Below are 17,866 nucleotides of genomic sequence, written 5' to 3' on the forward strand. Positions count from 1 at the left end.
GCGTCAAGGGTAGCGAAATAAGGCGCCGAGGGGAATGCTCCGCCCGCCTGCTTCGCTTGTGCAAGGCCGATGCCCCCAGTACCATTACCGCTCTCTTTTTCCGGCAGGAGCAGTTACATGATTGCGGGCAGTATGGTGGCGTTGGTCACTCCCATGGATGCACAAGGGCGTCTTGACTGGGACAGCCTCGACAAACTTGTAGACTTCCACCTGGAAAACGGCACCCACGCGATCGTTGCTGTCGGCACCACCGGTGAGTCGGCCACGCTGGATGTCGAAGAACACATCCTGGTCATCAAGCACGTGGTCGAGCGCGTCAAGCGCAGCAGCCGCCGTGTGCCGGTCATTGCCGGCACCGGTGCCAACTCCACCGCCGAAGCCGTGCACCTGACCCAGAACGCCAAGAGCGCCGGTGCCGACGCCTGCCTGCTGGTCGTGCCGTACTACAACAAGCCGACCCAGGAAGGCCTGTACCAGCACTTCAAGCACATTGCCGAAGCCGTCGACATTCCGCAGATCCTCTACAACGTACCCGGCCGCACCTCCTGCGACATGCAGGCCGAGACCGTGATCCGCCTGTCGAAGGTCAAGAACATTATCGGCATCAAGGAAGCCACCGGCGACCTGGCCCGCGCCAAGGCCATCCTCGATGGCGTCGACAGCGATTTCATCGTCCTGTCCGGTGACGACCCGACCGCCGTCGAGCTGATCCTGATGGGCGGCAAGGGCAACATTTCCGTTACCGCCAACGTCGCCCCGCGCGAAATGGCCGACCTGTGCGAGGCCGCCCTTGCGGGCAATGCCGAGAAGGCCCGCGCAATCAACGAAAAACTCATGCCGCTGCACAAAGACCTGTTCTGCGAGTCCAACCCGATCCCGGTGAAATGGGCACTCGTCGAAATGGGCCTGATGCAAAAAGGCATTCGCCTGCCGCTGACCTGGCTGAGCGAAGGCTGCCACGAAAAAGTCCGTACTGCCTTGCGCCAGTCCGGCGTACTGGTTTAAGAGGAAGTACACCGCATGAAGCGACTGGCTGGTCTTTCTGCCCTTGCCCTGATCATTTCCAGCACCAGTGGGTGTGGCTGGCTGTGGGGCGAGGATGGCTATTTCCGCGACCGCGGCAGCGATTACCTGCAGGCGCACCCGACCGCGCCGATGCAGCTGCCGTCGGACGCCAGCAACGTCAAGCGCCTTGACCCCCTGCTGCCGATTCCGCGCAACGTTGCCGATGACAACGCCACTGGCGAGTTCGAAGTGCCGCGTCCGCAACCGTTGACCGGCGGCGCCGCCCAGGTCACCGACTACAGCCTGCAGCGCAGCGGCAGCAGCCGTTGGGTGCTGGCCCAGCATGCGCCGGCCGAAGTGTGGCCGGTGGCGCGTCAGTTCTTCGAGGACAACGGCTTCCGTATCGCCGAAGAGCGCCCGCAGACCGGTGAGTTCAACACCACCTGGCAGCGTTTCGATGAACTGTCGGCCTCCCTCGGCCAGCGCCTGGCCAGCACGGCCAGCAGCAGTGACAGCGAAGTTCGCGTGCGGGTGCGCATGGAGCCTGGCGTGCAGCGCAACACCTCCGAGGTGTACGTGGTCAGCGTCGAGCGCCCGGCGGGCAGCACGGCCGAACCTGAATTCCCATCCACCTCCAGCAATACCGGGGCCGATGCCCTGCTGGTCGACGAAATGCTCGCCAGCATGAACCGCAGTGCCGAGAAGGGCGGTTCGGTATCGCTGTTGGCCGCGCGCGACTTCGACGCACCCAGCCGCGTCAGCCTGAGCGAAGACGGCAGTGGCAACCCGGTGCTGTACCTGGGGGCCGACCTGGACCGTGCCTGGTCCAGCGTGGGCCGTGCCCTGGAGCAGGGCGGCGAATGGCGCGTAGAAGACATCAACCGCAGCCTGGGCCTGTACTACATCAACCTGTCGGAAAAGCCGGAAGACAAGCAGAACGAGCCTGGTTTCTTCGGCCGCATGTTCGGCAGCGAACCGACCAAGGAAGAGCGCGAAGCCCGTGCCGAGCGTTATCAGGTACGCCTGAGCAAGGTCGGTGAAAGCGTGCAGGTCACGGTCGAGAAGAACATCAACACCGTGGCCCCGGCAGATGTTGCCCGCCGCGTGCTCAGCGCCATCCAGGATCACCTGGGCTAAGTGCGCTTCGCGGTACTCGGAAGCGGCAGCCAGGGAAACGGCACGCTGATCGCCAGTGGTGACACGTTCATCCTGGTCGATTGCGGCTTTTCCCTGCGCGAGACCGAGCGGCGCCTGGCGTTGCTCGGCGTGTCGCCGGCCCAGCTCAGTGCGGTGTTGGTCACCCACGAACATGCCGACCACGTGCATGGGGTCGGCTTGCTGTCGCGGCGCTACAATGTACCGGTCTACCTCAGCCAAGGGACCTTGCGCGGCTTGCGCAAACCGGTGGAGGTGGCCGGTTTTCTCGCTTGCGGCGAAAGCCTGCCGATCGGCAGCCTGGAAGTGACCGCAGCGCGGGTCGAGCACGATGCCTACGAGCCGCTGCAGTATGTGATCAGCGATGGCCAGCGGCGCTTCGGCATGCTGACCGACCTGGGCTCCTACGACACGCGGCTGCTGGAGCGGTACCAAGGGCTGGATGCACTGTTGATCGAGGCCAACCACTGCAGCGACCTGCTGGCACGCGGGCACTACCCGGCCTTCCTGAAACGGCGGGTGGGTGGCATGCAAGGGCATTTGAACAATCACCAGGCTGCGCGCCTGGTGCACGAGTTGGGCTGGAGCAACCTGCAACACCTGGTGCTGGCCCACCTCAGCAGCAAGAACAACCTGCCACACTTGGCCCGCCAGTGCTTCGTCGACACCCTCGGGTGCGACCCGGACTGGCTCCAGGTGGCGAATCAGGAACACGGGCTCGACTGGCGCGAAATCGCCTAGCCCAACACCTCAAGCAAGCGGAGCCCAATCATGGAAAAACGCGACGAACTCTACCGCGGCAAGGCCAAATCGGTTTACAAGACCGACGACGCCGACCGCTTGATCCTGCTGTTCCGTAACGACACGTCGGCATTCGACGGCAAGCGCATCGAACAGCTCGACCGCAAAGGCATGGTGAACAACAAGTTCAACGCCTTCATCATGCAGAAACTCGAAGAAGCCGGCGTGCCGACCCAGTTCGACAAGCTGCTGGGCGACAACGAGTGCCTGGTGAAGAAGCTGGACATGATCCCGGTCGAGTGCGTGGTGCGCAACTACGCCGCCGGCAGCCTGGTCAAGCGCCTGGGCGTGGAGGAGGGCATCAAGCTGGAACCGTCCACCTTCGAACTGTTCCTGAAGAACGACGAGAAGGGCGACCCCTTCATCAACGAATCCCACGTTGTCGCGTTCGGCTGGGGCACCGCCGAGCAGCTGGCCGAGATGAAAAAGCTGTCGCTGAAGGTCAACGAAGTGCTGACCAAGCTGTTCGATGACGCCGGCTTGCTGCTGGTCGACTTCAAGCTGGAGTTCGGTGTATTCCACGGCCAGATCGTGCTGGGCGACGAGTTCAGCCCGGACGGCTGCCGCCTGTGGGACAAAGAAACCCGCAAGAAGATGGACAAGGACCGCTTCCGCCAGGGCCTGGGCGATGTGATCGAAGCCTACGAAGAAGTTGCCAAGCGCCTGGGCGTGCCGCTGTAAGCGGTACGTTCACGCAAGCGCCTGATACCACGCGATTTTTTTGAAAAAAAGATTTGCCTTTCAAAAGAACGCTGGTATGATGCGCGGCATTGGAGAGATGCCGGAGTGGTCGAACGGGACGGATTCGAAATCCGTTGTACTGGCAACAGTACCTAGGGTTCAAATCCCTATCTCTCCGCCATACAAGATGAAGCCCCTGGAAGCGAAAGTTTCCAGGGGCTTTTTCGTTGTTGGGCCGGCAACTGATTTGGCATTCTGCTTGCGTATTGGGTGGCGTCCTATGAAGAAGCAGGGAGCTTCTGGAGTGGCCTTACTGTCAGCTCAACCCCCAAGGCCAGCATCAGCTTCTGAATAGTTGAGAAGCGTGTCTTATCGCCACCCCTCAAAGTCTTGTAAAGCGATTCACGATTGACGCCCGCGTCTTGCGCAAATTGGTTCACGCCCTTGGCTTTTGCCACTTCGCCCAACGCATGCATCAGGGTTTGAGCGTCGTTAGCCTTCATTGCTTCTGCCAGGAAAGCTGCGATGGTTTCGGGGCTGTCTAGAAACCGCGAAGCCTCGAACCGCTTGGTATTGCTCAAGTCCAGCTCAAGGATTGGCATGTCCTCGGGGATGAATTTTTCGCTCATCGTTGTTTACCTCGTACAGCATCAAGGATTTCCTTGGCTCGCTTGATGGCTCTGTGTTGATCCGTTTTATCGCTGCCGTAAAGCATCAGGTAGCGAGTCGAGCCCGTTCTTACGAAGTAGATTCGATATCCCGGACCGACAAACACACGCATCTCACTGACACCATCGCCTACCGATTCGATATCGCCGAAGCTGCCATTTTCGGCTCGGGCGATTCTTGAGGTGATAGCACCTCTGCCAATCGGGTCTTTGACCTCATCCAGCCAGTCGTCAAATTCTGGCGTCGTGTCAATCTGATTCGGCATGCCTTCAATGTAGCCTACTGGCTACTCCTTGTCGATGAGTGAGCGACGAGTGCTGCCCGATGAGGCTAAGCGGGCGGGTTGAGCCCAGGCAATAGTCAGAGGAGGTTTGCCGTAGATTTGGGAAATGGACTACATGACATCGAATGCGACAGATGGGCCCCTGGATGTTCACGGCTCCAGGGGCTTTGTCGATGTCTTACTTTTTCATCATCCCCAATTCGGCATCATCCAGCAGCGCCTTCGCCATCGCACTCAGGTAATGCGAAGCCCAGATCAGTTTCTGGTCGCCGTCCATCAGGCCGGTGATGGTCAGGTCGCGAACGTAGCCCATCAGTTCGGAGGCCTGTTCGCGGGCGTCCTGGCAGGGGATGCCGGGTGCGATGCGGAACAGCGGGTGGGTGTTGTTTTCGCCTTGGTAGAAGCAGGTCTTGCCGACTGTGGTGGGTTGCTTTGTGTCGTCGGTGGGCATTGTTTTTCTCCCTTGGAATCTTGGGTGTCTGGTCCGGCCTCTTCGCGGGTGAACCCGCTCCCACAAGTACTGTGCAGTGCTTGAGGGCAGTGATTACCCCGGTGGGAGCGGGCGTGCCCACGAAGAGGCCAGGCCTGCTAGTGCAGCGTTCGTGGCTCAGCCGGCAGAAGGGCCTGCATCTGCAATTGCATCAATGCCGTCTCGACCAGGCCCTGTACCGCCTCCATTTCATGGATAACGGCCTGCATCACGATCGAACTTGGCGCAGCAGGTTTGAGTTGCACGGACTGGCGAGCGACGAACAGCGCGCAAAGTACGTACTCTGAGGATTGGACCAGGGTGTCTTGCAGCGCCTGGGTGGAATCGAGGGAGTGGGGTGGATCGGGGACCATCTTGCGCATACACATCTCCAGGATCATTGGAGCCGCCGCGAACTTGCTGTCAAACAAGAGGGTGGCAGCTGTACATGGGTTGACAGACCGAGGATCCCGGAGTAACTCGGCGCACACGAGGTGCCCCACGTACAGCCGCCATAAACAGTGCACGTGTGCGGGAAATTGTCGGCCTGTCAAAGCCGGTCGTTGAGTTCGCAACGACAAGCCGAGACTAGAGGGCGACTTAATCCGTCGCAACAGTTTGAGCGGTTTGGCAGTATGTTTGGGAAATTGCCTACATGGAAGGGGATTATTCTGAGTTTCAGTTGTAGGGCAGGGGCCGCTTGGCGGCCCATCGCGGCACAAGGCCGCTCCTACAACAGCGCACATCGCGACTTGGATCCAAGGCTCGGCTTCTGTATCATCCCGGCGCCATCAGAATGATGGCCGAAGATGATTCATATAAAGGATTTAGTATGAAAAAGCTGTTCAAGGCTACCGTAGCCGTTGCTGTCGTTTCGGGTGTTGCCCTGCTGTCGGGTTGCACTGGCCAGGTTTACAACCAGCCGAAAAACTGCAGCTACGACTACCTGTTCCACCCTTCGGTTTCCATCTCCAAGATCATCGGTGGCTGCGGCCCGATCGATAAACTGCCTCAGCAGCAGTAATCTTGGCGGTACCCTGATCGCGACGCTTGCGGCGTGATCCAAGGCCCCCGGTCATGCACATGGCCGGGGGTTTTTGTTTGCCGGCGCGGCAATCCGTCACTGGGGCAACCCGCCGCCTTGACGCGCCGGGCGGCAATTTGTTTGTGCTGGCAATTCGGTTACAATCTGGCAAAACGATTCAGCGCTGTCGGTCAATTCGACAAAAGGCCGGGTCGTTTTCTGGTTCTCTGGCTGCTGAATAATGAACACAACAAGCCTGCGCTGAAGAACACGCGATACCTGGGCCAGCCACAGGCCCGCCCTCCGTTCTCCTGACTGGAATTGATCAATGTTCAAGAAAGCTGGCAAGACCTTGCTGGGCCTGGCTGTCGCTGCAAGCTGCATGCAAGCGTACGCCGCAGAAACCAAGAAAGTAGACGTGCTGCTGGTCGGCGGCGGCATCATGAGCTCGACCCTGGCTGTGTGGCTGCACGAGCTGGAGCCAAGCTGGTCGATGGAAATGGTCGAGCGCCTGGACGGCGTGGCCGAAGAAAGCTCCAACGGCTGGAACAACGCCGGTACCGGCCACTCCGCGCTGGCCGAACTGAACTACACCCCGGAAGACAAAGACGGCAACGTCAACATCAGCAAGGCCATCGAAATCAACGAAGCCTTCCAGATCTCCCGCCAGTTCTGGGCCTGGCAAGTGCGCCAGGGCGTGCTGAAGAACCCGCACTCGTTCATCAACACCACCCCGCACATGAGCTTCGTATGGGGCGATGACAACATCAAGTTCCTGAAGAAGCGTTACGACGCGCTGCAGGCCAGCCCGCTGTTCCGCCCGATGCAGTACTCCGAGGACCACGCGCAGATCGCCAAGTGGGTTCCATTGATGATGGAAGGCCGCGACCCGAACCAGAAGCTGGCCGTGACCTGGACCCCGATCGGCACCGACGTCAACTTCGGCGAGATCACCCGCCAGTTCGTCGGCCACCTGAAAACCCAGGACAACTTCGACCTGAAGCTGTCCAGCGAAGTACAGGACATCACCCGCAACAAGGACGGCTCCTGGCACGTCGAGTACAAGAACCTGAAGGACGGTACCGAGTCGGCCACTGACGCCAAGTTCCTGTTCATCGGTGCCGGCGGTGGCGCACTCAAGCTGCTGCAGAAGTCGGGCATTCCTGAAGCCAAGGAATACGCAGGCTTCCCGGTGGGTGGCTCGTTCCTGGTGACCGAGAACCCGACCATCGCCATGCAGCACATGGCCAAGGCCTACGGCATCGCCTCGACCGGCGCGCCACCCATGTCGGTACCGCACCTGGATACCCGTGTGCTGGACGGCAAGCGGGTGATCCTGTTTGGCCCATTCGCCACCTTCTCGACCAAGTTCCTGAAGAACGGCTCGTACCTGGACCTGCTGAGCACCACCACCCCGCACAACGTGTGGCCGATGACCAAGGTCGGTATCGACCAGTACCCGCTGGTCGAGTACCTCGCTGGCCAGCTGATGCTGTCTGACGATGACCGCTTCGAAGCCCTGCGCACCTACTTCCCGAACGCCAAGAAGGAAGACTGGAAGCTGTGGCAGGCCGGCCAGCGCGTGCAGATCATCAAGCGTGACGCAGACAAGGGCGGTGTGCTGAAGCTGGGCACTGAGGTGGTCGCTTCCGAAGACCGTACCATTGCCGGCCTGCTGGGCGCTTCGCCAGGTGCTTCGACTGCAGCGCCGATCATGCTGAACGTGCTGGAAACCGTGTTCAAGGAGAAGGTCGCTACCCCTGAGTGGCAGGCCAAGATCAAGCAAATCGTGCCAAGCTACGGCACCAAGCTGAACGAATCGGCAGCGGCCACCCAGAAAGCGTGGAACTACACCGCAGAAGTACTGCAGCTGGAGAAACCACCGGTAATCGACGCCAGCGTCGGCACCACGGTTGCACCGAGCCAGCCGGCGGAAAGCAAGCCTGAGAACGACATGGCGCTGTAAGCGGCCATCGTTGTGAAAGAAGCCACGGGGGAAACCTCGTGGCTTTTTTGTTGCTGTTGTCCCGTCCTGAATAAGGTTTACACCTCCCATCCCGAATTTCCGGAGAGTCAGATGGAGCAAGGTGTAAAGCGCACACAGCGTGATTACTCACTGTCTTTCAAATTGGCGGTGGTTGATCAGATAGAAAAAGGCGAACTGACCTACAAGCAGGCCCAGGTGCGGTATGGCATCCAGGGTCGCTCGACGGTTCTGGTATGGTTGCGTAAGCACGGTCGGCAGGATTGGAGCCAGGGGGCCTCGATCCGCGACGAGAGGAGCTGCGCGATGTCTGACCCCAAAACGCTCACTCCAGAGCAGCGGATCAAAGAGCTAGAACAGCAGCTTGAGCTGATGAGCCAGAAGGCCCAGTTCTTTGAGACGGTCGTTGATGTTCTGAAAAATGACTATGGTGTCTCGGTCGTAAAAAAGCGATCCGGCAAGTCCTCACGCAAGGTCAAGTCGCAGGACTGAGCATTGCCAGGGCTTGTCAGTTTTTAGGCATCAGTCGACAGGCTTACTACAAACGCAATCGAGTTGCTGATGGCAAAGAACGCCAGGCAGACCGGGTGGTTGAGTTTGTACAGCAGATCCGGATACGCCAGCCTCGTCTGGGCACACGCAAGCTGCACTATCTGCTGCATTGCCAACCTGACAGACGATTCCAGGTCGGCCGAGATAGGCTGTTCCAGGTCTTGGGAGAGCGCCGTTTGCTAGTGCTGCCTAAGCGGGCCTATCACAAGACAACACAAAGCTTTCATCGCTTCTACCGCCATCCCAATTTACTCAAACCCGGCCCAAGCCAGATCGTTCCGACAAGGCCGGAGCACGTCTGGGTTGCCGACATTACTTACCTGCCCGCACGTAAGGGCCCGCTGTACCTGAGCCTGGTAACGGATGCGTACTCCAGGAAGATTGTTGGCCACCACGTCCATGAAAGCCTGCATGCCGAGTCAGTGGCGCAAGCCTTCAAGCAGGCATTACGAAAGCGCCGTCGTCGCCAGCCATTAGTCCACCATTCGGATCGAGGAATCCAATATTGCTCGGCGCTATACCAGTCACTGCATCAACGGCACGGCGTTCAGTGCTCCATGACTGATGGGTATGACTGCTACCAGAACGCGCTGGCCGAGCGAATCAACGGAATCCTCAAGATGGAGCTGCTGTTGAGTAGCCCTGAAGATCTGGAGCAAGCGAGGCAGATGGTTGACGAGGCAGTGCAGATCTACAACACAGAACGGCCCCATATGACCCTGAAAAACAAAACGCCCGATGCGGTGCATCGGGCGTTTTGAGGCCTGTCGGCCTACCTGAACAGGTGTAAACCTATTTCAGGACTAGACATGTTCGGTCCTCTTCGCGAGCAAGCCTGCGAAGAGGACCGAACAGCCAATCAGTGCTGGCGCAGGATGCAGTCCAGCAGGCCGGGGAAGCGCTCTGCCAGCATCTCGCTGCGCAGCGAATTCATGTGGGTGGTGCCGACATTGCGGGTATGCACCAGCCCAGCATCACGCAACACGCGAAAGTGGTGGGACATGCTCGACTTCGGTCGGCCGCCGTCCAGCTCGCCGCAGCTGGCTTCGGCCACGCCCGCCAGGTGGCGGACGATGCCAAGGCGCACCGGGTCGCTCAGCGCATAGAGCAGGCGTTCCAGGGTCAGGTCTTCGGAATTGGGATGTTGATAGGCTCGCATGGGCATCATGATAACGGGGCTATCATTAATTGCCATAGTTCGATTAGAATCGAACAAGCGTAATTACATAGCCCGGGAGATTACCCATGTCCGCTCTGTTCGAACCCTACACCCTCAAGGACGTCACCCTGCGCAACCGCATCGCCATTCCGCCGATGTGCCAGTACATGGCCGAGGACGGCATGATCAACGATTGGCACCATGTGCACCTGGCCAGCCTGGCCCGGGGCGGTGCCGGCCTGCTGGTGGTCGAAGCCACTGCGGTGGCGCCGGAAGGGCGCATCACCCCCGGTTGCGCTGGTATCTGGAGCGATGCCCATGCCCAGGCCTTCGTGCCGGTGGTAGAGGCGATCAAGGCCGCCGGTGCCGTGCCGGGTATCCAGATTGCCCACGCCGGGCGCAAGGCCAGCGCCAACCGCCCATGGGAAGGTGACGACCACATTGCCGCCGACGACGCGCGCGGCTGGGAAACCATCGCCCCGTCTGCCATTGCCTTCGGCGCGCACCTGCCGAAAGTGCCGCGGGAGATGACCCTGGCCGACATCGCCCGGGTCAAGCAGGACTTCGTCGATGCCGCGCGGCGAGCACGTGATGCCGGTTTCCAGTGGATCGAGCTGCACTTTGCCCACGGTTACCTGGGGCAGAGCTTCTTCTCCGAACATTCCAACAAGCGTACCGATGCCTACGGTGGCAGTTTCGACAACCGCAGCCGCTTCCTTCTGGAAACCCTGGCGGCAGTGCGCGAGGTATGGCCGGAGAACCTGCCGCTGACCGCGCGCTTTGGGGTGCTGGAATACGATGGCCGCGATGAGCAGACCCTGGAAGAATCGATCGAGCTGGCGCGCCGCTTCAAGGCTGGCGGCCTCGACCTGCTGAGCGTGAGCGTCGGCTTCACCATTCCCGAGACCCATATTCCGTGGGGCCCGGCGTTCATGGGCCCGATTGCCGAGCGTGTGCGCCGTGAGGCGAAGCTGCCGGTGACGTCGGCGTGGGGCTTCGGTACGCCGCAACTGGCGGAAGCGGCGCTGCAGGCCAACCAGCTGGACCTGGTGTCGGTAGGGCGGGCGCATCTGGCGGACCCGCACTGGGCCTACTTTGCGGCGAAGGAACTGGGGGTGGAGAAAGCCTCCTGGACCTTGCCGGCGCCTTATGCACACTGGCTCGAGCGGTATCGCTGAGGCATAAAGGGGCTGCTTTGCAGCCCGTTCGCGGGTAAACCCGCTCCCACAGGATCTCCACTGCCCTCAAGGCTTGTGCTATCCCTGTGGGAGCGGGTTCACCCGCGAAGAGGCCCGCACAGGCTAAAACCTGTCCAGCCGGTAAGCCGCCATATCAGCCCCACTGTCCCTGTCAGCCAAGCGCCCCATCCATTCCGCCGTCAGCGCCGCCTGGGTCAACCCGAGGTGCTGATGCCCGAACGCCAGCAGCACCCGCCCATCGCAGACCCGGTCGATCACCGGCAACGAGTCTGGCAACGAAGGCCGAAAACCCATCCACGGCGTTGCCCCTTCGGCACTCAGCTCCCGCTGGAACAAACCCTTGCTCAAACGGTGCAGTTGCCAGGCCCGCTGCATGCTCGGCGGTGCCTCCAGCCCGGCGAACTCCACCGTGCCCGCCAGGCGTAGGCCCCCGGCCATGGGGGTCATGATGAACTTGCGCTCCAGTGAGGTGACTGCAAACGGCAAACGCTGCTGCTCGCCAGGCAGCATCAAGTGATAGCCGCGCTCGGTATCCAGCGGTACACGCTTGCCCGTCAGCGCGCTGGTCAGCCGGGCAGAATGCGCGCCACAGCTGATCAACACCTGGCGCGCACTGAGTGTTCCCTGGCCGCTGGCCAGGCTGACCCCGCCGCGGTGCAAGTGGCCATCCTCGACCTGTGCCTGGACGAAACGCACGCCTATGGCCTTGGCCGCTTCGAACAGCTCGCACACCACCCGGTAAGGGTCGATGAAATGCCCGGTGCGCGGAAAGAACAGCCCGCCCAGCAGCGAAGAGCTGAGCTGGGGGGCCGCTGCGCGCACGCTTTGCGCCGACCAGAAGTCCACCTCCACCGCCTGTTGTTGCATGCGAGCGCGCAAGGCCTGCAGTGCCGGGCGCGATTCCGACCGCTCGAACACCAGCAACGAGCCCTCCTCGCGGAACAGCTCGCCGCGCCCGATCGAGCCCAGCAGCCGCTGCCAGGCGCCAAGGCTGCCTTCGTTCAACTGGCGGATACCGGCTACGCTGCGCTGGAACGGCGCCGGGCGCAGATTGAGCAGCAGCCGGGCGAACCAGGGCATGGCCTTGGGCAGGTACTTCCAGTCCAGGCGCAGCGGGCCCATAGGGTCCAGCAGCATGCGTGGCAGGCGCTTGAGGATCGACAGGTCGGCAATCGGGAACACCTGCTCGGTAGCCAGGTGCCCGGCATTGCCATAGGACGCGCCCTGGCCGGGTGGCTGACGGTCTACCAGCGTTACCTGGCGCCCCTGGCGGGCCAGTTGCAGGGCGCAGGCGACACCGACAATGCCGGCGCCGACAACGACGATATCGGTTTCACGGTTCTCGACCATGCTCAGTTTTCCCGTTTACCGTCGAGCAGGCGCCGAATCTGCAGCGGGTTGTCCTGTTGCAGCGCCCGCGGCAACAGGGCATCGGGGAAGTCCTGGTAGCACACCGGGCGCAGGAAGCGCTGGATCGCTGCCGTGCCCACCGAGGTGCTACGGGCATCGGAAGTGGCCGGGAACGGCCCGCCGTGGACCATCGCATCGCACACCTCGACGCCGGTCGGCCAGCCATTGACCAGCAGGCGTCCGGCCTTGCGCTCGAGGGTCGGCAGCAGGCTGCGGGCACTGTCGATGTCGGCAGCGTCCAGGTGCAGGGTGGCGGTCAGCTGGCCTTCCAGATGCTCGGCCACCTGACGGACCTGTTCGTTGCTGGCACAGGCCACTACCAACGAAGCGGCACCGAACACTTCGGCCTGCAACGCCGGGTCGACGAGGAAGGCTTCGGCCGTGGTGACGAACAGTTTTGCCTGGCACTGGTTGGGGCCTTGCGCGGCCTGGCCCGTGGCGGCGACCTGGGCATTGGCGTTGGTGGCCAGGGCAGCCACGCCGGCCTGGTAGGCAGCGCAGATGCCAGGGGTGAGCATGGTTTGCGCAGCGGTCTGGGCAACCTGCTCGCTGGCGGCGGTGATGAAACGTTGCAAGGCCGGCCCCTGGCGGGCAATCACCAGGCCTGGGTTGGTGCAGAACTGGCCGGCGCCCTGGGTCAGCGAGGCGACGAAGCCTTGCGCCAGCGCCTCGGCACGCGCCCGCAGGGCGGCGTCGAACAGGAACACTGGGTTGATCGAACTCATTTCGGCATATACCGGGATCGGTTCCGGGCGCGCTTGCGCGGCCTGGCACAGCGCGATGCCACCGCTGCGTGAACCAGTAAAGCCAACCGCCTTGATCCGCGGGTCGCTGACCAAGGCGATGCCCACTTCCCGACCGGAGCCATACAGCAGCGAAAACACGCCGGCTGGCAGGCCGCACTGCTGTACTGCGCGGGCCACCGCCTGGCCGACCAGCTCGCTGGTGCCAGGGTGCGCCCCATGGGCCTTGACCACCACCGGGCAGCCGGCGGCCAGGGCCGAGGCGGTATCGCCGCCGGCGACCGAGAAGGCCAGCGGGAAATTGCTGGCGCCGAACACCGCCACCGGCCCCAGGGCCACCTGGCGTTGGCGCAGGTCGGCACGGGGCAGGGGCTGGCGCTCGGGCATGGCGTTGTCGACGCGTACGTCCAGCCATTCACCGGTGCGTACCACGCGGGCAAAAGTGCGCAGCTGGGTACAGGTGCGGCCACGCTCGCCCTGGATCCGCGCCTTGGGCAAGCCGGTTTCGGCCACGGCGCGGTCAATCAGCGCATCGCCCAGTGCTTCGATCTGCGTGGCGATGCTTTCGAGAAACTGCGCCCGTTGCTCGAGCGCGGTTTCGCGGTAGGCATCGAACGCGGCCCAGGCCAGTTCGCAGGCCTGGGCCACGTGTTCGCCGCTGCCGCCGCGGTAGGCCGGCTCCAGCGCCTGGCCGCTGGCCGGGTCGATGGCACGGATGGCTTCGCGGCTGCCGGTTACCGGCGTCTGGCCGATCAGCAGGTTGCCTGTGAGGGTCATGGAGCCTCCTTGGAAATCAAATTCGGGTATCAAGGGAGACCGCGCCGCCTGCAGACGCGGGTCTACCCGCGAATCAGGCGACTCGGTGCCTGGCACCGGCCGCGCCGGTGTTCGCGGATGAACCCGCTCCTGCAAGGGCCTGCGGTTCGGTCTTGAATCAGCTGCTCAGGCCAGGTTCTGCTCGGCCGACCAGCTGGCATACCAGGTGCGGAACAGCGCGTACTGCTGTTCGGCATAGCTGCGCTGGGCGTCGCTCAGGGCATCGGTCTCGTTGAAGTGCAGGCTGTATTCGCGGTCGCCGTTCAGCACCATCAGGTGCTTGTAATACAGCACCAGGTCGCAGCCTTCGTCGAACGACGACAGCACCGCCAGCGCCGCTTCCAGCTCGCGCGCCAGGCGCCGGGCCTTGGCATCGCCCTTGGCCGCCTGCTTGCTCAGGCTCACCAGGTGCAGCACTTCGCGTGGCAGGGCGTTGCCGATGCCGGTGATGGCGCCAGTGGCGTTGCAGTTGACGAAGCCATGCACCACCTGGGTGTCGACGCCAACCATCAGGGTGACGTCGTCATCCTTGGAGGTGATGTGCTCGGCGGCATAGCGCAGGTCGGCGCCACCGCCGAACTCCTTGAAACCGATCAGGTTGGGGAACTCGCGGCGCAGTTCGAAGAACAGGTCGGCGCGGGTGGCGAAGCCGTAGTACGGGCTGTTGTAGATCACTGCCGGCAGCTTCGGCGCGGCAGCGAGGATCGCCGAGAAGTGGTGCTTCTGGGCAATCAGCGAGGCCCCACGGCTGAGCACGCGCGGAATCACCATCAGGCCCGCCGCGCCAACCTTGGCGGCATGGGCGGCATGGGATACGGCTTCACGGGTGTTCACCGCACCGGTGCCGACGATGGTCGGGATGCCGGCGGCGACCAGGCGGGCCACGCCTTCCTGGCGCTCGGCTTCGGTCAGCAGCGGCCAGTCGCCCATCGAGCCGCAGTACACCACGGCGCTCATGCCGAGGTCGATCAATTCGCGGCCCTTGCGCACCAGGGCATCGAAGTCCGGCTTGCGCTCGGGGGTGCAGGGGGTCATCAGGGCGGGCATGGTGCCGGTGAAGATGTTGCTGGTCATGGTTTTGCTCCTGGCGGTATTCAGTCTGGGAAAAAAGCCGGGGGTCAGATGCCCCAGGCGAACGGGTCCTGTTCGTCGATCAGCAGGGTGCTGTCGGCGGTCATGTAGGCGCGGCCGGTGATGAACGGGCGGATGCGTTCGCCGTCGCGCTGGTAGCAGCCGTGGAACTGGCTGCCGGTAATGCTGGCCTGCACCCAGGTCTGGCCTTCTTCGAGCTTGCCATCGGCGGCCAGGCAGGCCAGCTTGGCGCTGGTGCCGGTACCGCACGGCGAGCGGTCGTAGGCCTTGCCGGGGCACATCACGAAGTTGCGGCTGTCGGCATTGGCGTCATCGGCGAACAGCTCGACATGGTCGATCGGTGCACCGTGCTCGCCGGTGATGCCCTGGGCCTCCAGAGCCTTGAGCATGGCCCAGGTGTAGTCGGTCAGTGCCTCGCGGTTGTCCAGTTCGATACGCTGGCCATGTTCGGAAACCAGGAAGAACCAGTTGCCACCCCAGGCGATGTCGCCGTGCACCACGCCATACCCGGGCACGTCCACCGCCACCTGCTGGCGATAGCGGTAGGAGGGCACGTTGCCAACGGTGACGGCGCCGTCGTCATGCAAGGTTGCAATGACCTGGCCGACCGGGGTGTCGATCTTGTGTTCGCCCGGGGCAATCAGGCCCAGGTGCTGCAGCGAGGCGACCAGGCCGATGGTGCCGTGGCCGCACATGTTCAGGTAGCCGGCGTTGTTGAAGAAAATCACCCCGCAGGTGGCGTCGGCCGAGGTCGGGGGGCAGTACAGCGCGCCGACCAGCACATCGTTGCCGCGCGGTTCCAGCAGGCAGGCGCGGCGCCATTGGTCGTGCAGCTCGCGCAGTTCGTCGCGTTGCTCGGCCATGCTGCGGCCATGCAGTGCCGGGAAGCCTTTCATCACCAGGCGGGTCGGTTCGCCGCCGGTATGCGAGTCGATGACGTGGATGTGTTTCATGGGCTTGTCCATTTGCTAGGGATTCAGGAAGCGACAGCGGGACGGCTGCTATAGGTTTCAACGCCAGCTTCGCTTTCATCCTCGCCCTCCAGGCGCACCAGGTGGGCCGGCACACCAGTGGCTGCCCCCCAGTAGTAGATGCCCAGGGCGCAGGCGGCCACGGCCACGGTGTCGAACGGATGACCGAGTATCCCCAGGCCGCCGAAGCTGCCCAGCCAGGACAGCAGGATGGTCACCGCGTAGAAGCCGATCAGCCACGCCGACGAGCGCACCTGTTGGGCCAGCGACAGATGCTGGGTCGGTACGAAGCGGCTGCACAGCAGATACAGCACGAACATCACGATCTGCAGGGCCAGCAGCCACGACACGGTGTTCCAGCCGGACCAGTACACGATCAGCGCGGCGATGATGAACGACAGCGGGCCGAGCACGCCCATGCCCTTGACCCGGAACGGGCGCGGCATGTCGGGGGCGCTGCGGCGCAGGGCGGCGACGGTGACCGGGGCCACGGCGTAGCTCAGTACCAGGGCTGCGGAAACCACGTTGATCAGCGCTTCCCAGGACGGGAATGGCAGGGTCCAGAACACCGACAGGGCAAAGGTCAGCCACAACGCCGGGCGCGGGATGCCAGACTCGGCATCGATGCGGGTGAAATACTTGAAGAAGGTGCCGGTCTGCGCCCAGCCATAGACCACGCGCGGAGTGGCGTTCATGTAGATATTGCCGCAGCCGCTGGGCGAGATCACCGCGTCGGCCACCACCAGGTAGGCCAGCCAGCCCACACCCAGGGCCAGGGCGATGTCACGGTAGGGCAGGGCCAGTTCTTTGCTCACGCTGGCCCAGCCGTTGGCCAGCATTTCGGTTGGCACGCTGCCGAGGAAGGCCAGTTGCAGCAGTGCATAGATGGCCGTCGACAGCAGCACCGAGAGGATCAGCGCGATCGGGATGGTGCGCTGCGGGTTCTTCACCTCGCTGGCAACCGAAATGATGGGAGTCAGGCCCAGGTAGGCGAAGATGATACCGCCGGCCGAGACCGCCATTTCCACCCCGGACAGGCCGAACGGCGCAAAGCCCTGGACCTCGAAGTTTTCCGGCTTGAAGAAGGTGAACAGCACGCCGATCACCAGCAACGGCACGATGAACTTGAACACGCTGACCAGGTTGTTGGCCTTGGCGAAGGTTTTCACGCTGCGGTAGTTGAGGAAGAAGAACAGCCCCAGCAGGGCGAACTGCACCAGCCAGCCGAGCACGGTCGGGTCGCTGGAGCCGGCCTTGGTCAGCCCGGGGAACCAGGCGGCGGCGTACTGGCGCGAGGCGACCACTTCGATGGCGATCAGGCTGGAGAAGGCGATCAGGGTGATGAAGCCCATCAGGTAGCCCAGCAGCGGGCCATGCGAGTACACCGGGTAGCGCACCACGCCACCGGCGCGCGGCAGGGCGGCGCCCAACTCGCAATAGACGATGCCCAGCAAGAGCACGGCAAAGCCGCCGAGGAACCAGGACAGGATACCGGCCGGGCCGGCGATGGCCGAGACGTGGCTGGCGGCGAACAGCCAGCCGGAGCCGAAGATGGCCCCTAGGCCGATAAAGGTGAGGTCCAGCAATGACAACTGTTTCTTGAATTTGCCTGACATGGGGGCGCCTTTTTGTTGGTTATTGGATAGGCAGTTCTGATGTCACGAGATGCGGCTTGCGTGGGGCATAGAGTGGACCGATCGGGCCGGCGGTTCTTGATGGTTTTCTGCAGGGTGGATGACGAAATCGGCACAGTTGTAAAAAAACAGTGGTGACAGGGAAGGGCGGTGGATAGGCTGTAAGCCATACCGCATAAGGGTTGTAGACATTTACTCGCTGTGCCGGCCTGTTCGCGG

Annotated in this window: 19 protein-coding genes and 1 tRNA gene; 9 read left to right on the forward strand and 11 right to left on the reverse strand. The window is 62.6% G+C overall.

Annotated features, from left to right (window positions below; all coding sequences use genetic code 11):
* The first annotated feature begins 117 nt into the window (after positions 1–117).
* The 5 genes from dapA to B4L76_RS19540 all read left to right on the forward strand — a co-directional run bounded on the left by dapA (position 118) and on the right by B4L76_RS19540 (position 3,823).
* Complete coding sequence (dapA, locus tag B4L76_RS19520) at positions 118–1,005, forward strand: 4-hydroxy-tetrahydrodipicolinate synthase (RefSeq protein WP_170031514.1); 888 nt, start codon at positions 118–120, stop codon at positions 1,003–1,005.
* 15 nt (positions 1,006–1,020) lie between these two features.
* Complete coding sequence (gene bamC, locus B4L76_RS19525) at positions 1,021–2,142, forward strand: outer membrane protein assembly factor BamC (RefSeq protein WP_296234789.1); 1,122 nt, start codon at positions 1,021–1,023, stop codon at positions 2,140–2,142.
* Positions 2,143–2,901: an MBL fold metallo-hydrolase gene (locus tag B4L76_RS19530; protein ID WP_296234790.1), complete on the forward strand. Its 759-nt coding sequence runs from the start codon at positions 2,143–2,145 to the stop codon at positions 2,899–2,901.
* Positions 2,902–2,931: 30 nt separating this feature from the next.
* Positions 2,932–3,642 (forward strand): phosphoribosylaminoimidazolesuccinocarboxamide synthase, encoded by a 711-nt coding sequence (gene purC, locus B4L76_RS19535; protein ID WP_023381871.1) that lies wholly within the window; start codon positions 2,932–2,934, stop codon positions 3,640–3,642.
* 91 nt (positions 3,643–3,733) lie between these two features.
* Positions 3,734–3,823, forward strand: a tRNA-Ser gene (locus B4L76_RS19540).
* Between the two features lie 97 nt (positions 3,824–3,920).
* Here B4L76_RS19540 and B4L76_RS19545 read toward each other — a convergent pair.
* The 4 genes from B4L76_RS19545 to B4L76_RS19560 form a co-directional block, all read right to left on the reverse strand.
* The gene (locus B4L76_RS19545; protein ID WP_296234792.1) at positions 3,921–4,271 is read right to left on the reverse strand and encodes an addiction module antidote protein; all 351 of its coding nucleotides are present in this window, start codon (positions 4,269–4,271) and stop codon (positions 3,921–3,923) included.
* Positions 4,268–4,576 (reverse strand): type II toxin-antitoxin system RelE/ParE family toxin, encoded by a 309-nt coding sequence (locus B4L76_RS19550; RefSeq protein ID WP_296234794.1) that lies wholly within the window; start codon positions 4,574–4,576, stop codon positions 4,268–4,270. Before B4L76_RS19550 ends, B4L76_RS19545 begins: the two co-directional genes overlap by 4 nt.
* Positions 4,577–4,772: 196 nt before the next feature.
* Entirely contained in the window at positions 4,773–5,045 is a 273-nt protein-coding gene (locus B4L76_RS19555) for a DUF3077 domain-containing protein (protein WP_296234795.1), read from the reverse strand.
* Between the two features lie 137 nt (positions 5,046–5,182).
* Complete coding sequence (locus tag B4L76_RS19560) at positions 5,183–5,446, reverse strand: hypothetical protein (protein ID WP_296234797.1); 264 nt, start codon at positions 5,444–5,446, stop codon at positions 5,183–5,185.
* Positions 5,447–5,895: 449 nt separating this feature from the next.
* Between B4L76_RS19560 and B4L76_RS19565 the strand changes: the two genes are divergently transcribed.
* The gene (locus B4L76_RS19565) at positions 5,896–6,087 is read left to right on the forward strand and encodes a YhfL family protein (RefSeq protein ID WP_046616491.1); all 192 of its coding nucleotides are present in this window, start codon (positions 5,896–5,898) and stop codon (positions 6,085–6,087) included.
* A gap of 96 nt (positions 6,088–6,183) precedes the next feature.
* Here B4L76_RS19565 and B4L76_RS19570 read toward each other — a convergent pair whose 3' ends face one another.
* Positions 6,184–6,423, reverse strand: coding sequence for a hypothetical protein (locus B4L76_RS19570; protein WP_296234799.1), 240 nt, complete (start codon positions 6,421–6,423; stop codon positions 6,184–6,186).
* Between B4L76_RS19570 and mqo the strand changes: the two genes are divergently transcribed.
* Positions 6,416–8,053 (forward strand): malate dehydrogenase (quinone), encoded by a 1,638-nt coding sequence (gene mqo, locus B4L76_RS19575; RefSeq protein ID WP_296234801.1) that lies wholly within the window; start codon positions 6,416–6,418, stop codon positions 8,051–8,053. The genes B4L76_RS19570 and mqo overlap by 8 nt on opposite strands.
* Before the next feature lie 111 nt (positions 8,054–8,164).
* Positions 8,165–9,384, forward strand: a protein-coding gene (locus B4L76_RS19580) for an IS3 family transposase (RefSeq protein WP_296234802.1) whose coding sequence is annotated in 2 segments (ribosomal slippage) — positions 8,165–8,513 and positions 8,513–9,384 — 1,221 coding nt in all. Because the reading frame shifts where the segments join, the coding sequence is not laid out codon by codon here.
* A gap of 98 nt (positions 9,385–9,482) precedes the next feature.
* Here the strand turns inward: B4L76_RS19580 and B4L76_RS19585 are convergent.
* Complete coding sequence (locus B4L76_RS19585; protein ID WP_296234803.1) at positions 9,483–9,818, reverse strand: ArsR/SmtB family transcription factor; 336 nt, start codon at positions 9,816–9,818, stop codon at positions 9,483–9,485.
* Between the two features lie 50 nt (positions 9,819–9,868).
* Here B4L76_RS19585 and xenA point away from each other — a divergent pair, with 50 nt between their 5' ends.
* On the forward strand, positions 9,869–10,960 hold the full coding sequence (xenA, locus tag B4L76_RS19590) for a xenobiotic reductase XenA (RefSeq protein ID WP_296234804.1): 1,092 nt from the start codon (positions 9,869–9,871) through the stop codon (positions 10,958–10,960).
* A gap of 123 nt (positions 10,961–11,083) precedes the next feature.
* Here the strand turns inward: xenA and B4L76_RS19595 are convergent, their stop codons facing one another.
* The 5 genes from B4L76_RS19595 to B4L76_RS19615 form a co-directional block, all read right to left on the reverse strand.
* The gene (locus tag B4L76_RS19595) at positions 11,084–12,331 is read right to left on the reverse strand and encodes an NAD(P)/FAD-dependent oxidoreductase (protein WP_296234805.1); all 1,248 of its coding nucleotides are present in this window, start codon (positions 12,329–12,331) and stop codon (positions 11,084–11,086) included.
* Between the two features lie 2 nt (positions 12,332–12,333).
* On the reverse strand, positions 12,334–13,911 hold the full coding sequence (locus tag B4L76_RS19600) for an aldehyde dehydrogenase (NADP(+)) (protein ID WP_296234806.1): 1,578 nt from the start codon (positions 13,909–13,911) through the stop codon (positions 12,334–12,336).
* A gap of 165 nt (positions 13,912–14,076) precedes the next feature.
* Complete coding sequence (locus B4L76_RS19605) at positions 14,077–15,024, reverse strand: dihydrodipicolinate synthase family protein (RefSeq protein ID WP_296234807.1); 948 nt, start codon at positions 15,022–15,024, stop codon at positions 14,077–14,079.
* Between the two features lie 44 nt (positions 15,025–15,068).
* Positions 15,069–15,995, reverse strand: a complete 927-nt coding sequence (locus tag B4L76_RS19610) for a 4-hydroxyproline epimerase (RefSeq protein WP_296234809.1) — start codon at positions 15,993–15,995, stop codon at positions 15,069–15,071.
* Positions 15,996–16,018: 23 nt separating this feature from the next.
* Positions 16,019–17,629, reverse strand: a complete 1,611-nt coding sequence (locus tag B4L76_RS19615) for an APC family permease (RefSeq protein WP_296234810.1) — start codon at positions 17,627–17,629, stop codon at positions 16,019–16,021.
* Positions 17,630–17,866: the final 237 nt, after the last annotated feature.

The organism is Pseudomonas sp. UBA4617, from assembly GCF_002386445.1.
In the GTDB taxonomy this organism is placed as follows: Bacteria; Pseudomonadota; Gammaproteobacteria; order Pseudomonadales; family Pseudomonadaceae; genus Aquipseudomonas.